The organism is Fundicoccus sp. Sow4_D5 (assembly GCF_052116365.1).
Classification (GTDB): Bacteria; Bacillota; Bacilli; order Lactobacillales; family Aerococcaceae; genus Fundicoccus.
Genome location: NZ_JBQKLF010000001.1, coordinates 168,484 through 193,794, shown reverse-complemented (window position 1 = coordinate 193,794; position 25,311 = coordinate 168,484). Strand labels below are relative to the sequence as shown.

General features: G+C 37.2%; 29 protein-coding genes and 1 pseudogene. 8 read left to right on the top strand and 22 right to left on the bottom strand.

Annotated features, from left to right (window positions below; genetic code table 11):
- Window positions 1–142: 142 nt before the first annotated feature.
- The 12 genes from ACTQ45_RS00880 to ACTQ45_RS00825 all read right to left on the bottom strand — a co-directional run bounded on the left by ACTQ45_RS00880 (window position 143) and on the right by ACTQ45_RS00825 (window position 5,640).
- Complete coding sequence (locus ACTQ45_RS00880) at window positions 143–718, bottom strand: DUF2815 family protein (RefSeq protein WP_441763015.1); 576 nt, start codon at window positions 716–718, stop codon at window positions 143–145.
- Between the two features lie 17 nt (window positions 719–735).
- A complete protein-coding gene (locus tag ACTQ45_RS00875) occupies window positions 736–1,011 on the bottom strand; it encodes a hypothetical protein (RefSeq protein ID WP_441762682.1) in 276 nt (91 codons plus the stop codon).
- A gap of 17 nt (window positions 1,012–1,028) precedes the next feature.
- Window positions 1,029–2,201 (bottom strand): DUF2800 domain-containing protein, encoded by a 1,173-nt coding sequence (locus tag ACTQ45_RS00870; RefSeq protein ID WP_441762681.1) that lies wholly within the window; start codon window positions 2,199–2,201, stop codon window positions 1,029–1,031.
- A 1-nt stretch (window position 2,202) separates the two neighbouring features.
- Complete coding sequence (locus ACTQ45_RS00865) at window positions 2,203–2,874, bottom strand: hypothetical protein (RefSeq protein WP_441762680.1); 672 nt, start codon at window positions 2,872–2,874, stop codon at window positions 2,203–2,205.
- 16 nt (window positions 2,875–2,890) lie between these two features.
- Window positions 2,891–3,637 carry a hypothetical protein gene (locus ACTQ45_RS00860; protein ID WP_441762679.1) on the bottom strand — a complete coding sequence of 249 codons (747 nt, stop codon included), beginning with the start codon at window positions 3,635–3,637 and terminating at the stop codon, window positions 2,891–2,893.
- Window positions 3,638–3,732: 95 nt separating this feature from the next.
- Complete coding sequence (locus ACTQ45_RS00855) at window positions 3,733–3,948, bottom strand: hypothetical protein (protein WP_441762678.1); 216 nt, start codon at window positions 3,946–3,948, stop codon at window positions 3,733–3,735.
- An 11-nt stretch (window positions 3,949–3,959) separates the two neighbouring features.
- Window positions 3,960–4,151 (bottom strand): hypothetical protein, encoded by a 192-nt coding sequence (locus ACTQ45_RS00850; protein ID WP_441762677.1) that lies wholly within the window; start codon window positions 4,149–4,151, stop codon window positions 3,960–3,962.
- A 5-nt stretch (window positions 4,152–4,156) separates the two neighbouring features.
- Window positions 4,157–4,480 (bottom strand): hypothetical protein, encoded by a 324-nt coding sequence (locus ACTQ45_RS00845; protein ID WP_441762676.1) that lies wholly within the window; start codon window positions 4,478–4,480, stop codon window positions 4,157–4,159.
- Window positions 4,446–4,733, bottom strand: coding sequence for a hypothetical protein (locus ACTQ45_RS00840; protein WP_441762675.1), 288 nt, complete (start codon window positions 4,731–4,733; stop codon window positions 4,446–4,448). Before ACTQ45_RS00840 ends, ACTQ45_RS00845 begins: the two co-directional genes overlap by 35 nt.
- Before the next feature lie 12 nt (window positions 4,734–4,745).
- Window positions 4,746–4,946, bottom strand: coding sequence for a hypothetical protein (locus ACTQ45_RS00835; RefSeq protein WP_441762674.1), 201 nt, complete (start codon window positions 4,944–4,946; stop codon window positions 4,746–4,748).
- Window positions 4,947–5,114: 168 nt separating this feature from the next.
- Complete coding sequence (locus ACTQ45_RS00830; RefSeq protein ID WP_441763014.1) at window positions 5,115–5,435, bottom strand: DUF771 domain-containing protein; 321 nt, start codon at window positions 5,433–5,435, stop codon at window positions 5,115–5,117.
- 13 nt (window positions 5,436–5,448) lie between these two features.
- Window positions 5,449–5,640 carry a hypothetical protein gene (locus ACTQ45_RS00825; RefSeq protein ID WP_373738933.1) on the bottom strand — a complete coding sequence of 64 codons (192 nt, stop codon included), beginning with the start codon at window positions 5,638–5,640 and terminating at the stop codon, window positions 5,449–5,451.
- Between the two features lie 281 nt (window positions 5,641–5,921).
- Here ACTQ45_RS00825 and ACTQ45_RS00820 point away from each other — a divergent pair, with 281 nt between their 5' ends.
- The 5 genes and pseudogenes from ACTQ45_RS00820 to ACTQ45_RS00800 all read left to right on the top strand — a co-directional run bounded on the left by ACTQ45_RS00820 (window position 5,922) and on the right by ACTQ45_RS00800 (window position 9,591).
- Window positions 5,922–6,287 carry a helix-turn-helix domain-containing protein gene (locus ACTQ45_RS00820; protein WP_373738932.1) on the top strand — a complete coding sequence of 122 codons (366 nt, stop codon included), beginning with the start codon at window positions 5,922–5,924 and terminating at the stop codon, window positions 6,285–6,287.
- A complete protein-coding gene (locus ACTQ45_RS00815; protein ID WP_441762673.1) occupies window positions 6,202–6,654 on the top strand; it encodes an ImmA/IrrE family metallo-endopeptidase in 453 nt (150 codons plus the stop codon). The genes ACTQ45_RS00820 and ACTQ45_RS00815 overlap by 86 nt, the downstream gene beginning before the upstream one ends.
- Window positions 6,651–7,508 (top strand): hypothetical protein, encoded by an 858-nt coding sequence (locus tag ACTQ45_RS00810; protein WP_441762672.1) that lies wholly within the window; start codon window positions 6,651–6,653, stop codon window positions 7,506–7,508. The genes ACTQ45_RS00815 and ACTQ45_RS00810 overlap by 4 nt, the downstream gene beginning before the upstream one ends.
- A gap of 113 nt (window positions 7,509–7,621) precedes the next feature.
- Window positions 7,622–8,719 (top strand): tyrosine-type recombinase/integrase, encoded by a 1,098-nt coding sequence (locus tag ACTQ45_RS00805; RefSeq protein ID WP_441762671.1) that lies wholly within the window; start codon window positions 7,622–7,624, stop codon window positions 8,717–8,719.
- A 308-nt stretch (window positions 8,720–9,027) separates the two neighbouring features.
- A pseudogene (locus ACTQ45_RS00800) lies at window positions 9,028–9,591 on the top strand (Gx transporter family protein).
- Window positions 9,592–9,640: 49 nt separating this feature from the next.
- Here the strand turns inward: ACTQ45_RS00800 and ACTQ45_RS00795 are convergent.
- Entirely contained in the window at window positions 9,641–10,351 is a 711-nt protein-coding gene (locus tag ACTQ45_RS00795) for a hypothetical protein (protein ID WP_441750088.1), read from the bottom strand.
- 297 nt (window positions 10,352–10,648) lie between these two features.
- Here ACTQ45_RS00795 and ACTQ45_RS00790 point away from each other — a divergent pair, with 297 nt between their 5' ends.
- From ACTQ45_RS00790 to ACTQ45_RS00780, 3 genes are all read left to right on the top strand, one after another.
- Complete coding sequence (locus ACTQ45_RS00790) at window positions 10,649–11,074, top strand: HIT family protein (protein ID WP_441750087.1); 426 nt, start codon at window positions 10,649–10,651, stop codon at window positions 11,072–11,074.
- Window positions 11,075–11,096: 22 nt separating this feature from the next.
- Entirely contained in the window at window positions 11,097–11,444 is a 348-nt protein-coding gene (locus ACTQ45_RS00785; RefSeq protein WP_441750086.1) for a YtxH domain-containing protein, read from the top strand.
- Between the two features lie 125 nt (window positions 11,445–11,569).
- Window positions 11,570–12,574, top strand: a complete 1,005-nt coding sequence (locus ACTQ45_RS00780) for a peptidylprolyl isomerase (protein ID WP_441762670.1) — start codon at window positions 11,570–11,572, stop codon at window positions 12,572–12,574.
- Between the two features lie 143 nt (window positions 12,575–12,717).
- Here ACTQ45_RS00780 and ACTQ45_RS00775 read toward each other — a convergent pair whose 3' ends face one another.
- The 9 genes from ACTQ45_RS00775 to ACTQ45_RS00735 all read right to left on the bottom strand — a co-directional run bounded on the left by ACTQ45_RS00775 (window position 12,718) and on the right by ACTQ45_RS00735 (window position 25,245).
- Window positions 12,718–13,275, bottom strand: a complete 558-nt coding sequence (locus ACTQ45_RS00775; RefSeq protein ID WP_441762669.1) for an SRPBCC domain-containing protein — start codon at window positions 13,273–13,275, stop codon at window positions 12,718–12,720.
- Window positions 13,276–13,341: 66 nt separating this feature from the next.
- Window positions 13,342–14,286 (bottom strand): 3'-5' exoribonuclease YhaM family protein, encoded by a 945-nt coding sequence (locus tag ACTQ45_RS00770; protein WP_441750082.1) that lies wholly within the window; start codon window positions 14,284–14,286, stop codon window positions 13,342–13,344.
- Window positions 14,286–17,177 carry an AAA family ATPase gene (locus ACTQ45_RS00765; RefSeq protein ID WP_441762668.1) on the bottom strand — a complete coding sequence of 964 codons (2,892 nt, stop codon included), beginning with the start codon at window positions 17,175–17,177 and terminating at the stop codon, window positions 14,286–14,288. Before ACTQ45_RS00765 ends, ACTQ45_RS00770 begins: the two co-directional genes overlap by 1 nt.
- On the bottom strand, window positions 17,167–18,435 hold the full coding sequence (locus tag ACTQ45_RS00760; RefSeq protein ID WP_441762667.1) for a metallophosphoesterase family protein: 1,269 nt from the start codon (window positions 18,433–18,435) through the stop codon (window positions 17,167–17,169). Before ACTQ45_RS00760 ends, ACTQ45_RS00765 begins: the two co-directional genes overlap by 11 nt.
- 230 nt (window positions 18,436–18,665) lie before the next feature.
- Window positions 18,666–19,019 (bottom strand): YlbF family regulator, encoded by a 354-nt coding sequence (locus ACTQ45_RS00755; protein ID WP_441750077.1) that lies wholly within the window; start codon window positions 19,017–19,019, stop codon window positions 18,666–18,668.
- A gap of 140 nt (window positions 19,020–19,159) precedes the next feature.
- Window positions 19,160–21,295 (bottom strand): transglycosylase domain-containing protein, encoded by a 2,136-nt coding sequence (locus ACTQ45_RS00750; protein WP_441750075.1) that lies wholly within the window; start codon window positions 21,293–21,295, stop codon window positions 19,160–19,162.
- A 218-nt stretch (window positions 21,296–21,513) separates the two neighbouring features.
- Window positions 21,514–22,950, bottom strand: coding sequence for a glycogen synthase GlgA (gene glgA, locus ACTQ45_RS00745; RefSeq protein WP_441762666.1), 1,437 nt, complete (start codon window positions 22,948–22,950; stop codon window positions 21,514–21,516).
- Complete coding sequence (gene glgD, locus ACTQ45_RS00740) at window positions 22,947–24,110, bottom strand: glucose-1-phosphate adenylyltransferase subunit GlgD (protein WP_441762665.1); 1,164 nt, start codon at window positions 24,108–24,110, stop codon at window positions 22,947–22,949. Before glgD ends, glgA begins: the two co-directional genes overlap by 4 nt.
- Window positions 24,094–25,245, bottom strand: a complete 1,152-nt coding sequence (locus tag ACTQ45_RS00735; protein WP_441750071.1) for a glucose-1-phosphate adenylyltransferase — start codon at window positions 25,243–25,245, stop codon at window positions 24,094–24,096. The genes glgD and ACTQ45_RS00735 overlap by 17 nt, the downstream gene beginning before the upstream one ends.
- Between the last annotated feature and the right edge of the window lie 66 nt (window positions 25,246–25,311).

The following is a 25,311-nucleotide window of genomic DNA, read 5'->3' as shown; positions in this document are numbered from 1 at the left end:
TGTTCGGCTTATTAGTTCTTAGCCAATTAAAATAGTAACCTGTGTCAAACTTCGGGTGTGCCGTGCGTTGCACGATTACCTGAGTCATGTGTCTACCTCCTAGTTATTAAAAGAAAGGGGACTAAAGCGTCCCCCAGCAAAATTAAATTAAGTCGCCCAACTCGGCACTGTCGTCCTCTTCAACTTCAAACTCATCGAAATCAGATTCAGCTGATGCACGTCCGCCTAAGTAATCACCGTGACCTAAAGATAAAACGTTGTTTAAGCCTGCCGTTACACCTTTGTTACCTGCCATGTTAAAAGCATAGAAATTGACTGAAACGTGAGCGTAAACGCCTGAGTAGATATCTTCTTGGCTATCTGTTTTCTGTTTGTATTTGTTTAAAAGGCCTGGTTTTTGCACGCTATTTACGTTCATAAACATGTGATTTTCAAATTCCGGATTAGACTCGATATCCAACTCTTCATCCGCGTCACGAAGGGTTACTTTCAAGCGATCACGTTTGATTCCTTTCAATTTGCCATTTTTTTCTGTTTCAAACGCTGCGTCAATCGCGCGTTCAATTTTGGCTAAATTCTTTTTGTCGTCTTTTGGAATCAGAATCATACAAGAATACTTTTCAGCTTGACCCTCGAAAGCCTTAGGCTCTAATAAAGCGACAAATGATAAACGGACGTTTTGTAAAATTACTTTCGTTGATGATGGTTTTGACATGATAATTTCCTCTTTTCGTTTTATAGGTTTTTAAAATCTTCTACTGCACTAGTTTCTGACAAGTCTTTTAGAGTTTTCATGTAAAGTAAATCTTCACTAAAACCTCTAGCGGCGTACCACTTATGCAAGTTGCGGGCATAATTTGCGTCAATAGTGCGAATATCTACAGTTCTGTTGTTAGCTACTGGGTGGGAAAAGTAGTCAATTTCTTGCTGTTCTTTTGACACAGTAGAATAGTCAGAATAGAAATCTTCAATGTCCCACGCGTCATAGCCTTCGTCTTCAGCCCAACTCACGGCTACACCTCTTTCTTTTACAGATCTGCGAAATCATCTTGTGCAGACGCTTCACTGTTAATGCCTGGGCGCTTGTCTTTAGCAGGAGCTAGAACAGGTTTTCCTGCGGGCTTGATAATCAAATCGTCCGCAATTTCTGAGAATTTCGCTTTTCCGACTATTTTTTCTAAAGCACCCATTGCGACCAATTCTTTAGGTTTGAGAATTTTGTCGGCTTCGAAACCTTCCATTAAGAGACGTACTTCCAATTCATTCTTATCGGTAATTACGCGGTTGCTTCGCCCTTCGACTAATTTCCAACCTGGTATTTCTTTACCTTGTAGCGCTGCGTGTAAGGCGTAACCTTCGACATCGTCCAACCATTTTTTAATTTCTTTTGCTTTAGCTAAAATTTCAGCTATTTCTACATCATCTAACAGCGCGTTTTCTTTAAAGTCGTACTTCTCAATGACTTCGAAATTCCCTTCAGCTCTGGGTCTTAACGTGGCACGTACAGGACTGAATCTCAGAACGTCTTCACGTAAATCCCATTCGCCAATTCCTTCAAACGCATAGACAGCTCTTGGTGCGACATAGTTATTTGCCCAAAACAGCAATTCTTCCACTTCAATTTCAAACGTTGAAATATTATCCAAGCGAGGTTGCACAATCGTCATTCGAATACGGTCAAAGTCGTAAATCATGTCGTACCGGTCGTAAGCGCCTAAGGCATACAGCATAAGCTGTGGATTCTGATAAGCATCCACCGGAACCCCTTTCCCGTATTTCAAGTCGATGACTTCGATCAGTCCTTCTGAGATAATCACCACATCGGACGTTCCGAAACTATCTGGCACCCATTTACTGATATCCACTTGCACTTCTAATTCCATACGGCCGTCTGCATGAGAATTGAATTGTTCTACTACCAGGTCGCGATAAAGATCCGTGTACTCGTCCATTTCTTTATCGAAGTAAGATAGATTCTCAATCACTTCGGCTAAAGCGTCGTCGTAATTTTTAAACGGCTCAATAAAGTGCTGCAGTTTAAATTCAGCTAAAGTATGCGCATCAGTTCCTTCTAATGTATAAGCAGTATCTCGTCTGGGAATATCCTTTTCTAATTGGACGATAGCAGGGACTGACATCCAGCGAACCGCGCTAGAAGGCCCCAGGTAGGCATGTTTTAAAGGACCAAACGATTCAGCCATCTTATTCCCCGCCTTTTTCGATTGACATCAACCCAGCGTAAAATTCAGGATAGTCTTTTTCGGCAATCTCGCTAAAACGAGAACCGTCAAAACGTGCCATCAGCCCAACGATTTCTTTTTTCACGGATCCGTTAGCGCGTAGTAGCTCGCCCATCTTGTCGATGATTGTACTTTTCTCAACAGGTTCTGCGTCTTCGACCGGGAAATTAGTCTTGGTAGTTGTTTCTTCTTCCTCTTCGGCTTCCTCGGCGGCCTCTTCCTCTTCTGATTGGTCTTTCGATGCGTCCCAAGCAGACTTGCTGCCGTAAACTTTAGCCCCATCGGGAATCACTGCGCCTTTACGAGAACTGCCGTACTCGCCGCCTGCTAGCCAATAAGTCATCTTAGTTGCGATGTTCTCTTCGGACTCTTCTTCTAGAGTTTCAGGCTCTTCTGATTTCTCTTCTGTTTCAGCTTCATCGGAATTTTCATAAGCAGCTTCTGCCACGCCATTAACAGTTTTCTCAACTAGTTCCAACTTCTTTATTACATCAATTGGAACACCTTCGACTTTATTCACTCGCTTGGCCAATGTAATTCGTGGATCTTCGCCGACATCAAAAAGTAACGCTAAATCAGCAATCTTAGTTTTCAGTTCTGTCGCGTTTTCCGCAACAATTTCAAATTTAAACATTTATTTTTTCCTCCTATTAATGGACACGAATCGGTGCAACAAGATACTCAAATCCTTCAGCAATAAACAACAGAGGTCTAATTGGCGATTGACATCTTAATTCAACTGTTTCGTGGCCAAATCGTGCAGCCAATACCAACACGTCTCTTAAAATGCGTAGATTAAAACCAAAGGTCAGATCAGCATTAAATAGATGCTCTGACTGATAGGTCATGTCTTGAATTTCTGAAGTCTCTTTCGGCGTTACTTTAATGTCGCCGGTGACACTTATTTCGATGCGACCTTCCTCGTCTTTGTTTGCGATAAATACGTCTAACTGCTTGGCAAATATCGTAGTATCTAGTAAGCCGGTCACCGTATCAACACCTGTCCTGAGACCTTCTAAAAGTTTTATGAAACGTTCAGTAAACTCGTCTGAACCTTCGTGCGCGGTGATATGATCTGTCTCAGATAACTGGATACGTCCAACACGGTAATTAGAACCAAATACCACCACGTTGTTTTCTAAGATGCGTACACCGGACAGCTTTTCAAGATTCGCTTTATCCTTTACAAAAGCTTGTTCCATTTCGAAATTCACTTTTTCGCGTCGTTCGTTTTCCTCGATTTTCTCTAAACGTTTCTTGCGCTGCATGTCCGTTTTACAGTCTTCGTCTTTTGGTACTTTCAAGTAGCGCATCTTGCTACCTTTAGTTGGCAATTTCTTTAATTCTTTAAATGATGTGTCCACATGACGCTGAACAAATTTCGATAAATTAGACATTTTGTGGTATACTCCTTTCAGATAGATTTAACTTTGAGACTGCCTTTGCCGAGGTAGTCTTTTTTACGTCCTGCAATGCTCTCACCTCCTTTCTACTAAATTTGCAGCCACTCAGGATGCTTTGTCGTTAAAGCGCGGTAATGTTTGTCCGCTGTTTTACCACACTCCGGACATTTAAAGTTAGGGATAACGTTTTGATGAAAGTTAGAATCGTCATATCCTTCTGATTCATAGGAATGTCTGCAATGTTCGCACTCGTAAAACGCCCTGAAGTCTCGCCTATTTTGTGAAATAATTTCTTTAATTCTCATTTGATAGCCTCCTAAAGTATGTAAAACTCTTTTCCAACTTCTTTGTTTGCTAACTTCTCCCAGCCTTCCAGGTAGTCATTATAGCGACGGTGCAATTTGCCTTTAAGTGCAGGATGAGCTCGCATGTAACGGTGCCGATTCATGTGTGGCTGAGTTAAATCCAACCAACGTTCAAATGATAACGGTTTTAATTGATCGTCCATTTCTCTCACCTTTCTTTCGCAACATAAATTTGTTTAATTACCTCGTTGTCTAGAAAAGCGTTTCGATTAAACGCTGTTAGAGCTAAGCTAATTGCTTGTCTTTCGCTGGACGCTTCAATCAAATACGTGAGCGGTAGACGATGACTAAAAGAAAATACAACTTGATAGGAACTCTCAACTTTTGCTTTAGGCGCTACTTCATCTAATCTAGAAATCAAATTCAACACTTCATTCTTATCCACGAAGGTAGTTCGTGGTTCTGACCCGACTTTTAACTGAACAGTTTTTAAATCGTTACTGACATTCTCGAATAACTCCTGTTTGTTCATTCTCTTCTCGACCTCTTTTTCTAATATATTTTCTTTCTTCAACTTCGGTTAACCCAAGCGATAAACGCTGCTGAACTTCTTCAAAACTTAATTGGATAATTAACTTGTTGTGATCAAAGATTGATACGCCAGTTTTTTTAAACGTGCCAGGATAGCGTAAAATGAACCGGTACAACTGTTTAATGTGATTGTAGTGACGTGGTTTGCGGTAAATGTTTTTAACTGCAGACGCGTGCCATTTAAACTTCCCCAACTAGCCCGCATCCTATTTCCAACTTGTATAAGAAACCACTTCCACTTGACCGGCTTCAACTTTGGACATATTCACATCTACCCGCCACTGGCTGAATAATGCAATCCCGTAAATCGAGACGAGCACCAAACCGACAATCAACGATGAAACGACTAGCCACTTGAGTTCTCTAACTAATTTCTTCTCCACAGTTTTAAACTCAGCGAATCTCATGCCCTCACCGCCACACATTGATTAGTCCGCAAGTCACAGTAGATGTGATGCTGGGTCAATTCATCAGTTGCCAGAAACTCAAAGCGATCCAAATCGACAGCCTCTACTACTAAGCAAGTACCGTACCGTCCGATATAATAATTTTTAACCATTTTCTACACCTCTTAACTAACCGCCAACGATGTCAGCGAAATATTTTTCTAAAAACTGTTTTGTTTGCGTGGCCAGAAACAAGTAACCACTTTTACCGCCACTTGGGTATTTAACAAAGCCGCCGGACTCCACATCAATGAGATTTTTATAACGCGGATTTTCCAACACGTTCTCTTTAAACCACTTTTCTTTACGGTTGATACGTTCCAACACGTCCTGCATCGTCCACCATGTGCCGACTTCGTTATCTTTAAGTAGATTTTCGTAATCAACGGTTCTCAAAAGCGTATATTCTGCAGGAATCGTAATCAGAGTTTCTACTTTTAATTGCTGCATTTGTCTCACCTCACTATTTAATGTCAAACATCTTGATGATATTTAGTAACAGTGTATTGGCTGTCGCAGATTTGTTACGTCCCGTTATCGCATCATAAACCGTTTGCTTTGAGACCCCGGCCATCACTGCCAATTGATCGTAGGATGTGCTAGACTCGCTTTTCCATTTTGCTATCAGCTCGCGTGCATCTTTAGTTTCAGGCATAATTTCAACTCCTCTCAATTTAAGTTAGCGAAATCGTTAAAAATCGTTGACATATTTTATACAATCGGTTAAACTTAGGGCGTAGTAAATAAACGCTAGAAAGCCTTGTTTAACGCTTTTATATCAGTTGGGGAACTGGATAATATGTTATAGTTTTTTAACGAATTTACTAACAATCTCGCTTACAAATATTATATTAACCGATTGTCTAAAATAAAGCAAGTCTTTTTATACAATTAGTTAAAATTAATTTAGGGGGCGATGTAAAGGAGCGTATAGAAATGAACTTGTTTGAGCGCGTAAAAGGGTTTGCGGATGCGAAGAAGATGTCAATTAACGAAGTCGAAGAGCATTTAGGGCTGAGTAAAAATGTTTTATACAAATGGAAAACGCAAGTCCCGAACGGAAAAGTAATTAGTATGGTCGCCGACTATTTCGGCACGACAACAGATTATTTATTGGGAAGAACAGACAATCCGGCGATCATAGCGTCGGCAGAAGAAGATTTCGCAGACTTTCCGTCTGCACAAACAGAAACCGAATTGCGCAGTGCGTTAGAAAATGTCATGTCGTTTGACGGCGAGGCAATTACAGAGAACGACAAAGACGCGATCATTGCGTTTATGTTGGGCCGAAAAGGTGTATGAGGTGATAGAATTGCAGCATATACGAGAAAAGCTAAAAAACATCGAAGTCGAACTGTATTTATTAGACATGGAAGGCAAGGGATATTACATCCCTGAATGGCGAAAGATATTTATTAACCAACGCCTACCGGGACCCTTGATAAAAATAGTAATATTGCACGAATTGAAGCATGCAATAACGCATAGTGAGTATAGCCTACTATATAGGAGCTTCAATTTCAGGCTAAAAATGGAGAAAGAAGCTAATCAATATATGCTTGACGAAACTATTAAAGAGCACGAAGGCGATTATAATTATTCGCTAGTTAACGAGCGTTTTAATTTAGGCATGGGGTACGAATACTATTATAAGGAGATGAAAACGTGAAGAAAATATTACTTTTTACGACTCTATTACTTTTGCCACTCTCGACTGTTAGTGCACAAAACGACGTGCAGGTACAAATTGACCAGTTAATAACTGAAATCGCTGCAAAACAAAGTGAATTGAAAGATTTAAAACAATCATTACTGGATGAGCAAGCAACCATTCAATTTGAGCATGAGGAGCTCTCTTTTACTATTCAGATTGAAGTTACGCCATATGAAGGTACTCAAGATTATTTTGATGATACTTATATAATCCTGCATGTTACTGTCGAGAATACAGCCAGTGCTGCGGTTCCGTTTGATCCAGGCGCCTTCAATATGTACTTAGCTGAAGTTCAGCAAGGTGGAGTCAATGTTATTTACGAGTCAATGGAAATGCAAGCGATCCCTGGTCACACAACAGTAGAAGGTTTAAGACACTTCAATGTTACCGAAGATGTTTCGAACTCAGAAGAATTGCTAGTCAGATATCAGCCAAGCGACGACTACACTAAAGGTGAAACAATCTTCGAATTTAAAGTAAACGAATACAAAAGAATTAATCGAGATGAAGAAGTTGTTCAAGAGACCACTTCGGAACAACCCATTCAAACGGCTCAGGTAGATAAACCTACAACCGAAATTGAAACCCCAGCCCCAGACGAATTGTCGCAAGATGAAATTTACAGCGCTATCGAAGACGCGTATTACAATGATTTGCAGAATGATTATTACAATGCGCCTGAAACGATATACTATGAAGAACAACCCGAAGTCTGGGAAGATGGACCAGGTTACGAAGAATATTGGGGACCCTCTACTCCTCAATTTGAAGGACAGTTATCACCTGAAGAAATGGCAGATTTAGATTAAATAAAAAAACCCACTTCCTTTAGCTCTGGACGGCTGGAAGTAGGCGGAAAAAATACCCGTGTTTAGGGCTTCTTTTCTATGCCCTATTATATCACATTTAGGAGGAAAAGAAATTGGCTTCCTACGTTAAAAGAGGCAAAACGTGGACCTACATCGTGTCTTTTAAAAATGAAAACGGTGAATTTGATAAAGTACGCAAAGGTGGATTCCGCACAAAAACAGAAGCGACTGCCGCAGCAAGAGAGGTAGAAAGTGCGATAGCACAAGGGCATAATCCAAACTCTAAAAAGAAATTATTTTCAGACTATTTTAAAAACTGGATGGAAATGTATAAGAAACCGGCCATATCTGAAATCACTTACCGTAAATATGAAGTGGCGCTTCATACGATCGAGCAGCTCTTCCCCGTCGAAACACTAGAAGACCTGACACGAGAAAGATATCAAAGGGCACTCAATCAATACGCTGAAAGAGTAGCGGAAACGACCGTTAAGCGATTAAACAGCTACATAAAAGCATGCCTGTCTTATGCAATAGAAGATCGTACCATATTTAGAGACCCGACCTTTAAAGCGGTCATTTCCGGCAACAACGCACGAGTTAAAAAAGACGAAGCGAAATTCTTAGAAAAAGCGGAATACGATTTAATCATGGCCAACTTAGATAAACGAGATTTAACTTTATCCAAAACAATCGTGATGCTGGCCGCACACACCGGTGCGCGTTACGCTGAAATACTGGCGTTTAACTGGTCGGATTTCAGTTACCTAGATAAAACCCTTACGATTGATAAGTCGTGGCAATACAAGCTTGAGACGCCCCGCTACGGCGCCACGAAAAATAAAAAACCGCGCACCATCCCGGTGAGCGACACGCTACTGGATTTTATTAATCAGTTAGAAGAACACCAGGTAAAAAATAACACGAAATCAGAGCGAATCATTTACGACACATGTTCAAATTCAGCCGTCAACTCTTACTTACGAAAAATACAAACTCAAACTGGGCTACACATGAATCAAATAACTTTGCACGGATTACGACATACTCACGCTTCGCTATTGATTTATGCCGACGTAAACATTATGATTATAGCTGAACGTTTAGGACATAAAGATGTGACGGTTACTCAGACAGTTTATGCGCACGTTTTGGATGAAACACGGAAACGTAAAGAGGAACATCTGCGCAGTTCTTTGGAAATTTTTTAAAAAGTTTATCACGCCGATTGATTTAATCGACCGTAGATAGGTAACAGAGTGTAATCATTTTACACAAATTTTACACAAGGTTAAAAAATAGGTTGATTTAAAGGCGTTTCAGAGGGCTACGTATTCCCTTCGGAGGCATTTTATAACAAATCATCGTTTGTCATAGCTGAAATTAGGAATGATTTAATGCGTTTTACTGTTTTTGCTTTACTTTAGTTATTAAATCATTTTACACAATTTTATACTAATAAATGTGTGAAATATATGTACCTTCTATGATAAAGTAAGTTTTAGGAAGGATGAAACACATGCGTCAAAGTAAATATCAAATCATGGTTTACATTGCTATGCTAGCCGCACAAGCTGTTGTGATAAGTATTTTAGAAAGAGTCATCCCCTCTCCTTTTGCTTTTGCACCCGGTGCAAAGTTAGGCCTAGCTAATTTGATCTCGATAATCGCTATTTTTACTCTTCCTTGGAAGCAGTCCATCCAAGTCATTACTATCAGGGTAGTTGTTACTATGTTAGTAGGAGGAACTTTATCAACCTTCATGTATAGTGTTGTAGGAGCATTCTTAAGTTAATTTTCAATGCTGTTTGTTAAGCTTCTTGGACCAAAACGTGTAAGTATTATCGGAATTTCGACAATGGGTGGCGTCATGCATAACTTCGGTCAATTGTCGGTTGCTGCTTTGTTTGCTCAATCATGGTCAGTTTTCAATTACATGCCTGTATTAGCGATAAGCGGTATTCTAGCTGGTTTCGCAGTTGGTTTTGTTGGTAATTATTTATTGAATAAAGTGTCTCGTTTAAGAATTTATCATCAAGAGCTTGTCTCAAATTCTAACCAAGCAAATTGGTTAAATCAGTAACCAAAAAGCATTCCTCCTCGTCTTGAGGTGGAATGCTTTTTTTGATCCGTTAATTTAGAAAACCTTGTGTCCCAACAAGTTCAAGTATACGTGCTACCCCGCCATCACTGTAAGTTTGCTCAACAGATACAATACCGTAATAAGGCGCAAAGTAATAATTCAGCTGGACATTATGACCATTCACATTATTGCTTTCAGAAATAATCACAACATTTTCATAAGGAGTATTTCCTGAAACGTAATAGTCGATTACATCAATTACTGTTCGAATCTTTTCATTTTGATATCCTGAATAAAATGAAGAACCGACACTTAAATCACTTGATAATATTAAAGACTCGTTTCCATCATTGGCAAGCTCTGAGTATCTCAAGTCCTGAACGTTATAGTAGTTATCATAAAATGCTAACTCATAAAGACCTGAACTACGAATTTGATAAACATAAGCAACAGCTTTAGATTCAGTGAACGCAGCTACTTGAAAGATACCATTAGCATCCGGCGTATATTCCATAATAATATCTTGTGAAGCAAATTCAGCGCCATCCCCTTGATATTGATAGTTTAAAAATTGAGCATAGGGTACAAACTCAGAAAACGTCACTGTTTTGTTGTTTTCACTTAATTCTATATTCTCATCAGTAGTTTCTTGTGCATTCACTTGATTTACTGGCACTAAGACCACTAAATGGCAGATGATCATAAATAGTCCAACTTTTGATAATTTATCTATCTTTAATAAAGATGTTATTTTTCGCAAAAATTGTCCCTCCTTCTCTAAGATGATATGTCTAATTTATTTCTGACATATTTCTTTTCTCATGATTATTATAACATAATAGTTTCGCGTCTAAAGTGAGTTTTAGTGGAAATATTTTTGAATTTATACGCAAAAAACTGATAGTTTATGAATCTTTTATGTTTTTTTTATGAATTCTCTCTTTCCACTTCCAGCTTGGAAGTGGTTTATGATTTAAGTTCACCCTTTAATATGTTATTCTAGCATAGAATGAAAGAACTTACATAACTATTTTTAATATAAAGAGGAGCGTCTATTATGACAAATTGTATTTTCTGTAAAATAATGAAAAATGAAATTCCTAGTGCAAAAGTTTATGAGGATGATAAAGTATTCGCCTTCCTAGACATGTCTCAAGTAACTCCTGGACATACACTCGTCATTCCTAAACATCATGTTCAAGATATTTTTGAGATGGACTCTGAGACTGCAAGTGATTTATTTGCAAGGATTCCTAAAATTGCTTTAGCAATAGAAGCAGCATTTCCTGAAATGAAAGGCTTGAACATAGTAAATAACAACCGAGAAATAGCGTACCAAACAGTTTTCCATGCTCATGTTCACTTAATTCCTCGCTATGAAGCATCTGAAGGTTTTGCAATGCATTTTGACAATAATCAAGAACAGTATACGCCTGAAGAATATGCTGACCGTGCTAAAAGAATTGCTGATAATTTAAATTAAATAGAAAAGAGGATTGATAATTATGTCTAATTTTAAATCTGGCTTATTTTGGGGTGTTTTCTTTGGTGGCCTTGCTGGCTTAATGAATGCTCCTCGTAGTGGTAAAGAAACTCGTCTTAAATTGAAGAATGTAATTGATCAAACCACAGATGATGTCAATGATGTGCGTTTTAAAGTTGATAATCTAAAAGTTGCTATTCAACGTTTACAAAACGAAAGTGTTAGAAGTTCTAAAATAATCAGTGAGGAACTACAGACTACTCTTCAACATTTTAATGAAGAAACACAACCAAGAATACGAAGAGTTCAGGAAAGTGCTAACACATTAGCTGAAAATTTAGAAAATATGACAAAAACTTCAAACCTTTGACTTTTGTTTGTATTTTTACTTTTTTTTACATTCACAACTTAGAATATGCTATAGTATTCTATAAGTATTAAAGCTATTACAATTTACTAATAGCTAAATTTTGATTTAGGAGATGGAAAGTCCACATGAAAAAAACTTTATTAAAAGTTGCAACATCTGCAGCGGCACTTACTATTTTATTAGCTAGTCCAATTCAACTGACTGTTTTAGCACAGGATGAAGATATTATCGCTACAGTTGGTGAGCAAGAAATTACCAAAGAAGATTTCTATCAAGAAATGAAAGCTTTTTACGGTAACGCTACTCTACGTACGATGTTATTAGAAACTGTATTAGAGCAAAACGTCGACAATGCTGAAGCTATTTTAACCGGTGCACAAGAAGAGGTTAACACTCAAATCGAACAAGCCGGAGGCGCAGAAGTTTTTGAACAACTGCTTGCTTATCAGCAATTAGGTAGCGTCGAAGATTTTACTCATCAAATTTATGTAAGTAATATGCTACAAGAAGTAGTTGCTCGTGAAGTAGATACTTCGGATGAAGCAATCCAATCTTATTACGATAATGAGTATGCTCCTACTATGGAAGCCCAACATATCCTAGTTGAAACGGAAGACGAAGCGATTGCTGCGATCGAAAGAATTAATGCTGGGGAAGAATTTGATGTTGTTGCTCAGGAATTATCATTAGATTCTTCTGCTGCAAATGGTGGATTATTAAGTCCCTTTACAACAGGACAAATGGTTCCAGAATTTGAAGAAGCAGTTAAAAGTCAAGCAGCTGGGGATGTAACACAAACACCAGTTCAGTCACAATATGGTTTCCATATTATTAAGACGTTGAATAATGGTGAAAAAGCACCATTAGATGAAATCAAAGAAGAAGTTACAAACCTTTATAAAGAAAGTAAGTTCGCTGATTCAAACTTCTCTTATACTATTATTGGTAAGTTACTAGAACAAGCAAACGTTCAAATCAATGATGAAGATCTAAAATTAGCAATTCAAGATTTGATTGATCTTGCAAACCAACCAGTTGAAGCGGAAGATACAGAGGAAACAACCGAAGAAACTCCTGAAGAAGAAGTTACTGAAGAAGAAGAAACAGAATCGACAGAAGACGCTGAATAATTTCTTTCTATAATATAAAAAAAGATGTAGGCTAACTCAACTCACCGTTGAGTAACCTACATCTTTTTTTTGTTAGAATTGAGTATTTTCAGTAAGATAAGGATAAAGCTACTTGCTCCACTTCTCTTATAATATACACAAGTTTATTCAAATTCAAATTCTGATTGTTGTTCAAGCATTTCTTTAATGCTCGGATATAGTTCATGCCATTTATCTTCACGATCGAATGGCTCTTTACCATCAAATATATTCGCAATAACATTCAAACATACCATCCAACCAGTTACATCTCGTGGACTATGGTCTGTTACTTCAGCCAACCATTCAGTAAAGTTGACTTCTGTTTGAGTATTATTTTCTAGTGCCTTCAATTCAAAGGTTACAGTATTAAGATCCCAAGTGAATGATAAATAATTGGGTTCTTCAACATCTAATACCAGCATCTCTTCTGATTCACCGTCCAGATGATTAAATCTAAGGACGCCACCTGACTTTAATGAAACAAACTCTAACTCTGGGAACCATAAGTTTATTTTTTCGTTATTGGTTAACATATCCCAAACATCTTCAATTCTAGCTTTAAAAACCCCTTGAAATTCAATTGTTAAGCCTTGATCTACCGTTAAATCATCCAATGGACTTGAATGATGATGATGGTCATGTCCACCACAAGAGTGGTCATGAGTTTCTTTGTTATGCATAATAAAATTCCTCCATTTGGAAAATTAGTCTAAAACTTAAGCATCAATATTAATAATTGACATTAATTATTTAAACTTTGGCTTAAAAATTTGACGGCGATCAAGCGGATAGATTGGCTCACTGAAATTTCCTACTTCAACTTTATCTAAAGCTGTTGTAATCATGTTAATTGTGGCATCCATATTATCAATTTGATGAATAACTTCAGCCTCCAATAATTGTGGCACAACCGGACTTCCATATTCTTGTTTACCATGATGAGCTAGTATAACGTGTTTTAATAACAACACCGCTTCATTTTCTTGATCGATTCCGATTTCCACACAAGCTCGATCAATCATTTCACTCATTATAACGATATGTCCCATTAATTTACCTCTTAAGGTATATTCAGTAGAAATCGGACCACTTAATTCAATGGTCTTACCAATATCATGTAAGATTATACCACCAATTAATAAACTGGCATTTAATTGAGGATAAATCTTCAACATAGCACGCGCTACCCTAACCATACAGATTGTATGGTAGCTTAAACCACCAGCCAAGGCATGGTGATGACGTTTAGCAGCCGGATATGTATAAAAATCTTCATCTACTTGATGGAGTATTTTGCGAACAATTCTTGCGATGTTTGGTTCCAAAATTAAGAATAAGGCTTCTTTTAATTCCTCATTCAGTTCGTCTTTTTTGATTGCAACACGTTCAACATATAAAGTAGGATCATTTGGTTCCCCTTCTTCTGCTAAACGTAACGCTTTAATTCTTACTTGGGGAGATCCTTGATAAGTATCTCGTTCCCCTCTTAAATAGGCAACATGGCCTGCTTGATAACGAGCAATTTCTTCTTCTGTCGCTGACCAATACATTCCGTCCATCGAACCTGAACGATCTTGAAAACTAAATGCGATAAAAGGTTTACCATTTCGTGCAATACGAACATCAGCAGATTTAATTAACACAAACAAACTAAATTCTTCTCCGTTTTGTAAATCATACAACTGTGACATTAAATACCTCCTTCTTCTGTTTCATCTATATTAGTTGGTTCAATTGATACTTCTACTTCAGTTATCTCTTCTTCTGTAACAATTTCTTCACTTTTTTCTGTTTCGTCTAAGTCAATTCTTTGTGTCTCAGCAAAGGACTCCTTGGCTTGTAAGTCAAAAGTAAAGAACAGAATCTGATGATCTTCTGCAAATTTTTCTAATACTTGATACATACTTGTTTTTCTAATCTCGTCAAAATTAACAAATGCATCGTCAATTAAAATTGGCATATTAATCATTTGCAAGGCGTTTTTAACAAACGATAATCGTAAAGCCACATATAGCTGTTCTAATGTCCCTTGGGACAACTCATGTGGTTCAAAAAGAATGTCACTAAATTGCTTAACCTTCAAGCCTTTTTTATTCAATTTAATTTGCGTATAGCGCCCATAAGTTAATGTTGAAAAAATCTCATTAGCCAACTGGTTCATTTCTGGAACAGGGCTTTCCATCCCTTGACGTAACGTTTGATAAATTAGTTCCATCGCAACACGCATACGGCCCCATTCGAAAACCATTGCTTTAACTTCTTCTTTTTTGTTTTCTAACAATTGAAGTAAGTCTTGATAAGAGCCGTCTTGTTCTAGGTGGTTAATTTCCACCAAAAGACTTGCTCGTTCGTTATGATGTGGTGTTAATCTTTCTTTCGTTAGCATCAGTTGATGTTCTAAACTTTGGAACTCTTCAGATAAGGCTTGTTTGGTTGAAACAGCTTCTAATGCCGCTTCGAAGCCAATCATCTGGTCTTGATATAAGCTGCGTTTAGCTGTTAACTCTTCAATTAATTGATTGGTATCGACTTTTTGTCGGAAAATAAGTTCATTTTCACTATCTGTTGCTTCAAAGAGTTGTTTAATAGCTTCCTCGCTCTCTTTTATCAAAGTTCTATTAGATTCAATGATTTGCTTAGAATTTTCCATTCTTTCTTCGATTGCTTTTCCTCTTTCTTGGGAGCGCGTCAAAGCAACTTCAACCTCTTCCACATGTCGTATCAAGGGTCTTGTTCCTTCATCTATCAGAGGGAATCGTTCAAGTAATGGTTGGATTTTTGCTCGCCATTCTACAATCTTTTTATTCAGAGTCTCTTTTTCTTCTTCAAATTGTGTTCTTTGTGCCTTAGCTTCAAAATAATGTTTCACTGGATTTGTCTTAAGTATAATTTCTGGATCAGCAGTTGGATAAAATCCAATTGCTACTAACCAGCGCTTTTGTTGGCTTGAAACAGATTCTAATTCAGCACTAATTGCTTCTAAAGCAGACTCTCTTTCATTAATTTCAATTCCTAATGCTTTACTTTGTTCGCCATACTGCTGTTCTTTTTGACGTAACTCGGTTATCTTCTCAATAATTGGGCTGTTCTTAAATGTTTTATGATGCTTACGATGCTCAATAAATATATAAACTACACTTAAAAGTCCAAGTAAAGCAATTGCTAATCCTAACCAGCCATATAATGACGGACCACCTTCAGCAGAAAAGAAGTTAATGGCCACAATCACGACACCAACAATTAAGAATATTAAACCTAAGAAGTAATGATTTAGACTCGTTGATTGAGTTAATTGTGCTTCTTCGTTAAGCCGTTGATTTTCTAATTTAGCCACTTGTTGTCGAACAATCGCACTAAAGTTTTGTTGTTCTTTACGTTGATCAATATATACTTTGCGTTCTGCTTTAATTGAATCATGTTGTTTAAGCAAATCATCCAGTTGAGATTGAATTCCTAAACCTTCTTCAACTTTTTCGTCATACTCTAAATTTTGAAACACTTTCTCAGGATAAAATTGCCCTCGACGTGCTAATTGCAACATCGTCTCATTTTGTTCTTGAATTCGTTCGATGGTTCGTTCATATTTAGCCTGAACTTCTTTTGTTTTCTGTGTTTCAGCAATCCAGAGACGTCTGTCATCCTCGTGGTTATTCGCCCAATTTAGACGTGTCAATGTTCCTAATTCACCGGATAAATTGCGCAATCTTTCTTCATGTTGGATAATTAATGTCTGACTTTCTTTAATAGCTTTCAAATTATTCTCAAGAATCTCGACCGCTTTATCGGGTATGTGTGTATAAACGAGTTGTTCTAATTCTCTTTTGGCTAATCTATCCTTTAAATAGATATCATAGCGCCCCAACAATTTGTCTTTTACACGAAGTTCTTTATCTAAATAGTCAATTTCTTGATTTAATTGATTAATAATCTGTTCTTGTTGAGTTTGTTGTTCTATCAGAGAATCATAACGAGACATATTTAATTCCATATGATAGACATTTTCTGCCATTGCTTCATATTCAACTAGCAACTGATTTAGCGGACGATTCTGAGCTTGTTTACGATACATTGCGTCCGTTTCTTTTTCATATTGTTTGGCAATTTCTAAAAATTTATCACTCCCCAATGTTCCAATACTTAAGAAATAATCACTAATTTTTTCAGCGTCGATTGTTGCTAATTCTTGCAGGTTTTGCAAATTAAAGGCATAGAAGTTATCAAACAACGTTTCGTCCAAGCCACCGAGTATTTTCTCAAGCGTATCATCTGCAAGTCTCTCACCATTTTCAGTTGTCACAGTAAATATTTTGCTTGTGCGTTCAATCCATACATCTTGATAAGCTGTGTCTGTTAGTAGGATACGTCCACCATAAACTTCTCCATGACGTGGTTCGTATCGATTCAACTGATTAACACGTCTACGTTTAGTTGGGAAACCAAACAATATACTCCGTATAAAAGATTGTAAGGTTGATTTACCTGCCTCATTTTGACCATAGAATAGTTGTAATCCGTCATCGATATCAAACTTTTGATTAACCCACTTACCATAACCATAAATATCTAATGTTTTAATCTTCATGGGTCACCTCCTTGGCCTCAAATCCAATCGTTTGAATCATTAATTGTTGAGAGGATTTTATAATATCATCTTTCAATGATAAATCTTCTGCCAACTCCGGTAACCATTTTTGGATGATTGTGTGCTGGAAAACATCTGACATAATCTCTTCATATGCTTGACCTTTTTCTAATCCTTCACTTGCCTCATGGAAGCTTTGGTTCAAAGCTTCGTCATATTGAAAAGCGTCTAAAGCAATATTAGAAGTTAAACGAATACCAGCAACATGAACAAAAGGTAAGTCTGTATGGCTACTTTCCAAAGCGAATGCTAATTCACCTTTTTCGATTTGTCGTTGTAATTCTTGATTTAATCGTTGAGCATTCGTTAAAGTCAATGTAAGAATTTGTGATTGCAAGGAAGCTTCTGCTTCACTTTGGTAATTTTGGATGACCTGTTCAATTTGAGTGACAACTTCGGTTGATTGCCAATCTTCTGAACAATCAATGTGTGCATTTTGCCAAACAATTGGTGCCAATGATATAAATTCACTTATTACTGGTTTATTTTTATTTATCTCAATAATAAAGGCACCCTTGTCCCCTATTTCATTGCGATGGCGCCCTTGTATTGTCCCAGAGTATTGAATAAGGGGACTCTCATGGAGTACTTGCGCTTGGTGAATATGACCTAGAGCCCAATAATCATACTGTTTACTCAATAATTCTTTTGTTGAAAAAGGGGCATAGTTTCCTTCAGTCGATGCGATGCCTTCGGCAGAACCATGTAATAATCCCACAGTAAAGTCAGTAACGCGTGGATTTTTAGGAAACCTTTGAATCATTCTCTCTTTTACCCAGCGTTGTAAATAGCTAAAGCCATAAAAACGTACGGTCGTTTGATCAGATAAAGTAACGTCATAATGCTTCACTTCTTCAGTGTTAAAGACATAAACCCGTTCTGGATACTGCGGTCTCTTTTTATCTGGCTTCAAGAAATCATGATTTCCGTGAGTCAGTATGACTTGAATGTTTGCTTTATCTAGTCGAATTAATTGCTTCATAAAGAAATTTTGAGCGTAAATTGTTTGTCGCTCTGCATCATAAACATCTCCAACAATCACAAATACATCGATATTTTGGTTAATAGCTATCGAGACACAACGTTCAAAAGCTTGATACGGCGATTGAATTAAATGTTTTTGGATGCTTTGTTGATGTCGCTCCATCCCTCTAAATGGACTATCCAAGTGTAAGTCAGCAACATGCATAATTTTCATGATTCATTTTCTCCTTTCTCTTAATGTCTATTTTCTTAATTAATAAAAGCAAAAATCTAACCTCACCCGTTCAGAGCACTTATTCCCCCCTATGATTTCTCAATTATTCGAATCATTTATCGAACAATGAGGCAAAGAAGTAATCTTAATTGAAAAAATCAACTGAAAGTTGAATCGAATGAAATCGATTGACTTCCAGCTGATACTAAAAAGACTACAGTGTCCTATCCTTAATTTCCAGATTGGTACAATTCATTTAATGGTTTAACAATCACTTTGTTGATGTCTTCAATTACTTGACTAAGTTGTTGTTCGCTATCCATTAATTTTGAAATGGTTTGATTATTTGAAACCTTCATGAATAATTCTTGAAGTGATGACACTTCTTCTTCACTGATTTCTTGATTTTGAACTTGTTTCATTTGAAGGTCTTGTGATGTTTCTCTAAATTGATTGAATAACTCACTTGAAGCCTCATCAGCTTGTATTTCAGCATAAGCCTCTTGTAATTGCTTAAATACTGGTAATTCACGAATATCTTTTTCTAATTGATTTGCTGTATCATAAATATTATTTGTTGTCATTTGTCATACACCCTTTCTTCTCAATCTCTATCATATCAAATATACAGGTCACTTTTCAATAAAACACGACGCTATATTTCTTTTTTTCTAAAAACATTTTCATATCAAAATAGTTCATTAAAAAGCTCTACATTTGGTAACTAAAATGGAAGTTCTACCGTCTCTAGCCATAGTGACGCATCATGCATAAAGTCTTTTGCAACTTCTTTGGTCGCTTGCCATAGCTCCCCAGTTTTCTCTTGAACTTTTAACCAATTTTCAGAAAATGCCTCTTGCCAATCGTCTGACCAACTTGCTGTTGGTAAATGGTTGGTTGATTCAGACATTTGTGATGCGTAGGTAACGTCAAAGGGTGTTTGATTAGATATTGACATTAAGTTCGTCGTTTGGATATTGAATAAAGAGCCCATACCAGAAGGCATCAAATCATCTAATGGAACGTCTCCTTCTTCATCAAGTCCAACCCAAGTAACAATACTGAAGTCTGGTGTATAGCCAACCATCCATTTATCACGTGTGTTCATATTTTCTTCAGACACTTCGGTACTACCTGTTTTACCCGCTATTTGTCCCCAATCAGGGCCTGCTCCATAACCAGTACCATAGCCACTATAAGTATCCAGCATCATACTTGTCATATCGGATGCAATGTTTTTCGTCATGACCATATGTCGTGCTGGTTTTTCATTGTTATAAACAACTTTTCCCGTTGAATCTTCAATTCGACGAATAAAATAACTCTCAATACGCACGCCATCATTAGCAAATGTTGCGTAAGCATTGGCTAATTGCAGTGGCGTCACACCAGTTTTTAAACCACCTAAAGCTAAACCTAATGTTTGATCATCTTGAGGAATGTTAATGCCAAACTGCTTTAATTTTTGAACAGAGCGATTAATCCCTAGTTCGTTCATTAAATAAACAGCGGATGTATTCTTACTTTGAGCTAACGCATAATACAAAGGCACTTCACCGTCAGGATCCGTATATAAATCATAGTTCACAGGTGCATAATTATCTCTACCATATCCTTTCACAACATCTTCAACCATTGAATGTATATTATAGCCCGACTCTAAAGCAGCCACATAAACAGCGAGTGGCTTAATTGTAGACCCAGGTGCACGATACATATCCGTCGCACGGTTGAAGCCACGGTAAACATAATCGCCACGTCCACCATAGACAGCCATCACACCTCCGTTATGCGGATCGACAACGGCACTTGCGCTTTGGACTAAAGGTGTGCCGGTACCGTCATCACCAAATACCCAAGCACTTGTATCATAAGAAGCATTCAATATTTGTTGTGCAGAAGGTTCTAAATTCGTATAAATTTGATACCCCTTCGACAATAAATCGGACTCTGGAATACTGGTTAGAGAAACAGCTTCATTAATTACCGCATCAAAATAGGAAGGATATTCTTGTCCCTGTTCACTTGAAAGATATGCATCATATAAGTAAATCGGGCTATTCTGGATGTAAGCTGCATCATCTGGATTAATGATACCCTCACTTCCTAAATATTCTGCAATCGCATTTCGACGATCAATGGATAGGTCGTAATCATCAATCGGATTAAATATCGATGGACCATTCAATGTCGCAGTCAAGACCATACTCTCATTCCAATCAAGTGAGGCAGCTGAATGTCCAAAATATTTCATTGAAGCATCTTCGACCCCCCAAACGCCATTACCAAAATAAGAATTATTTAAATACATCTCTAAAATTTCATCTTTTGTATAGTGCTTTTCTACTTCTAAAGCCAAAAACAATTCTTTTAACTTACGTTCAAAGGTCTGATCTAAAGTTAAAAAAGCATTCTTAGTTAATTGTTGGGTAATGGTACTTCCTCCACCCCCTGATAAATCGCGGTTAAAAACTAAACTAACCAAAGCTCTACCTATACCGATGGTGTCAAAGCCATTATGTTCATAAAATCGTTTATCTTCAGTACTCACTAAAGTTTCACGCATTTGCGGTGAAATTTGATCCAATGTAACGTAAGTCCCTTTTTGTGCCCAGAGGGTGCCAGCTTTTTCATCATAGACATCGTAAACTGTTGTTTGGTTCATTAAACCTTCTTGTAATGTATCTACGTCTGTTGTCTTAGCTATAAGGACTAAATACGTCGATAACAATAGGCCTAGCGACATGCCAATAAAAATCAGCATCTTCCAGCCGCGATAATAAACCCATAAATTTTTAAAACCTTGCCATAATTTTTTCCACCAAGACGCTTCATGTGGATTATAGTAATGATCACTCATCGCTATGCCTCACTTTCTAAATTAAGTTATCAATATTGTGACATAGTCAGTCAAGCTCCGCATCATTCTCTCGACTGATATATAGAACTTGCCTTCTCATTATAACCGATAATTATAAAAAGCGTGCATTCTCTTGTGTAATGATATAAATATTTAAAGCATTTTTAATACTAGAAGTCCAAAAAATAGACTGCAAGCCTAAGCTCACAGTCAAAAGATTACTCTTTAATAAGGGTAGTATATAAATCGATATAACTTTTAGCTGGTTTTTCCCAACTAAAATCACGCGACATAGCTTGTTCAACTAATCGTTCCCAAGCTAAGGGATTATTGTTATAAACATCTAATGCAAGTTCAATCGTATGCCACAAATTATGTGCACTAAATCCATTAAAACTAAAGCCAGTACCTGTGCCTGTGTATACATTGAATGGTTCTACAGTATCTTTCAAGCCTCCTGTTTCATGGACAATCGGTAATGTTCCATAACGCATTGACATCATTTGGGATAAACCACACGGTTCAAATGCACTTGGCATTAAAAATAAATCACTTCCTGCATAAATTAATTGCGCTAGTTTAATATCAAAAGTGATGAGACTGCTCATCTTATCTGGATATTTCGAAGCAAAGTAATTAAATGACTGTTCGAAGTGTGGATCACCTGTTCCCAATAAGACAATTTGAAGTTCTTGTTGTAATAAGCCGTCCAAAATTTCCTCGATTAAGTGGAAGCCTTTTTGATCTGTTAAACGACTGACTATACCAATTAAGGGAACATCGTCGCGAACTGGTAAACCTGCTTGAGCTTGTAATTCTGCTTTGTTCAAGGCCTTCCCTTTTAAATCCTTCTCATCAAAATGGCATGGTATCATTGGGTCATCACTCGGATTGTTCAAATCATAGTCAATCCCATTAATAATCCCAGATAATTTCCAACTATTATAGCGCAATACACTATCAAGTTGTTCGCCAAATTCCGGAGTCGTTATTTCGTCAGCATATGTCGGACTAACTGTTGTTATTCGGTCCGAAAAATTAATCGCACCTTTTAGAAAGTTTACTCGGTCATAATATTTTAACCCATCTTCTGTGTAAGTGTTATAGCCCGTACCAAAAACATCTGATAAAATTCTCGGCTCAAACACGCCTTGAAAACGTAAATTATGAATCGTTAACACTTTTCTTATATGACTTAATCTTTCTTTCCAATGATAACGATCAACTAGTAGAACTGGAACCATCGCTGTATGCCAATCATTACTATGAATAATGTCTGGTATCCAATCAATCACTTCAAGCATTTCAATAATCGCTGTCGAAAAGTAACCAAATCGTTCACCATCATCCCATTCACCATATAAAGATGCCCTATCAAAGTAACTTAAATTATCTATAAAATAATAAATGACACCTTCTAATGTTAGTGTTTGAATTCCACAATAAACATTTTTGGGTCCTAACTGAAATCTAAAATGACTAATCTCGGTTAATTGCTTTTTAAACTTCTCGGGCATTTGAGAATAATTCGGTAATACAACTCTCACATCGATCCCTTGCTTCACCATTTCCTTTGGTAATGCGTAGGCAACATCTCCTAAGCCTCCCGTTTTGAAAAAGGGAGCTGCTTCTCCTGATGCGAATAAGACTTTCATAATTGCGCCTCCGCTGCCTCAATAATGGTATTTTTACCAATAACAGCTAAATTATCTCGCGTTCCGATTACTTTCGCTCCTGGCTCAATGACACAGCCTTTATCAATAATCGCATACTCGATGTGTGCACCCGCACCAATTTTGGTCCCTTGTATAATCACACTGTTTTTCACGACAGCCTCTTTTTCAACGGTTACGCCTCGATGAATAACTGAATCTTTAACAGTTCCGTAAATTGCTGAACCTGTTGCGATAATGGCTGATGAAACCTCAGAATTCTCACAGTAATAAGTCGGGCTTCCATTCTTACTCTTCGTTAATATAGGCAAACTACTATGGAATAAAGCCGAGAAATTCTGACGCTTTAACATATCCATATTCGCCTGATAATAATTATCGATTGTGTTGATATTCGCTATATAACCTGTATACTCATATGCGTTAACACTATTGGCTAATAAGTAATGTTGGATGACTTGGTCTAAACTCGTATATAAGCCATCATCAATAGCTTGATCAATAATCTCATTCATCTTATCAACACTTAGTAAGTACATATTCAAACTTTGATTAACATTTAACTCATCGGTCAATTGTTCGTTTTCTTTTAAACCAACAATTTCACGTTGATCATCAAAAACAAGTGAACGTTCAAATGGATGCGATTTGCCAATTGATTCTCGTTTCAAGACTTTATAAACAACCGTCAAATCTTTTCCACTTTCAACATGTTGTTTTTGAATGGCTTTAATATCAATATTAGCAATAATTTTACTGCCCGATACAAAGACATATTTCGCACGTGAACGATTCATATAGATGCGGTGATTAAAGTAAAAATCTTCATGTTCATTATCTTCATGATGATTTAATTTCCAGTTTTGTTGTGAGAAAGTAAAGATTCCGCCTTGAGTATGAGAATCAAAATCCCATGCTTCCCCTGAACGAATATGATCATAAATTGCTCGTCCTGATTCTCCGATAAATAATGCTGCGGAAGTTATGCCGGCATGCGAAATACTAGAAAGTAAAAAATCAATGATTCGATAACGCCCTGCAAAAGGTAAAGCTGCAATTGGACGAGTATTAGTTAAAGGTTTAAAGGCTTCATTATCTTCTGTCAAGTTTATAATTGCTGCTAATTTATTCTTCGCCATCATGTTTTGGCCCTCCTACTATTTCTGCATAACCTATTACTGCAATATTGTCTTTGGTTCCGATTACACTTGCGCCATCCGGGATTACTGCTTTTTCTCCGATAATCGCGTATTCAATTTGGCAATCTTTCCCAATTGTGACGCTAGACATAATCACTGAATCTTTGACGATTGAATGAGGTCCTACTTTTACATCTTGCGACAAGAGTGAATGAGTAATTTCTCCGGCTACATAACATCCATCATCTACTAAGGAGTTTTTAACTTGGGCTCCTTCAGTAATATATTGAGGTGGTGTTAAACGATTAGAGGTATAGATACGCCAATCTTTTTCGCTGATATTCAATGGATGATTTGGGTCTAAGAACTCCATGTTTGCTTCCCATAAACTTTCAATTGTCCCAACATCTTTCCAATACCCTTCAAAAGCAAAAGCAAAACAATTTTCACCATTTTCTAAATAAGTAGGAATAACATTTTTACCAAAGTCTTCCATCTCTCTAGCTTTAGCTTGGTCATCAATTAAATAACGACGTAAAGTTGACCAATTGAAGATGTAAATCCCCATAGATGCTAAATTACTTTTAGGTTCTTCTGGCTTTTCTTCAAACTCAATAATACGGTCGGAATGGTCAGTATTCATAATTCCGAAACGCGATGCTTCTTTCATTGGGACGGGAATCACGCCGACTGTTAAACTCGCATTATTAGTTTTATGAGACTCTAACATCTCACTATAATCCATTTTATAAATATGGTCCCCTGATAAAACTAAGACATATTCTGGATCTAAAGAATCGATATAATCAATGTTTTGATAAATAGCATTCGCTGTTCCTTTGAACCACTTTTCTCCATCAGAACTGGAGTAAGGTTGTAAAATCGTCGCGCCACTTTCACGACCGTTTAAGCCCCATGCACTCCCGTTTCCAATATGTTCATTTAGTTCTAGTGGTTGATATTGAGTAACCACTCCAACATTTCGAATACCAGAATTCGCACAGTTGCTTAACGCAAAGTCAATAATTCGGTATTTACCACCAAATGGTACAGCTGGTTTTGCAGTTTGCTTAGTTAAAACGCCAAGGCGAGTCCCTTGTCCTCCAGCTAGAATCATAGAAATTATTTCTTGTTTCATAAAGATTTATCAGAATATTTTATACGTTGGCTAGACGGAGTAAAGTTTTTTAAACTCTATTCATAT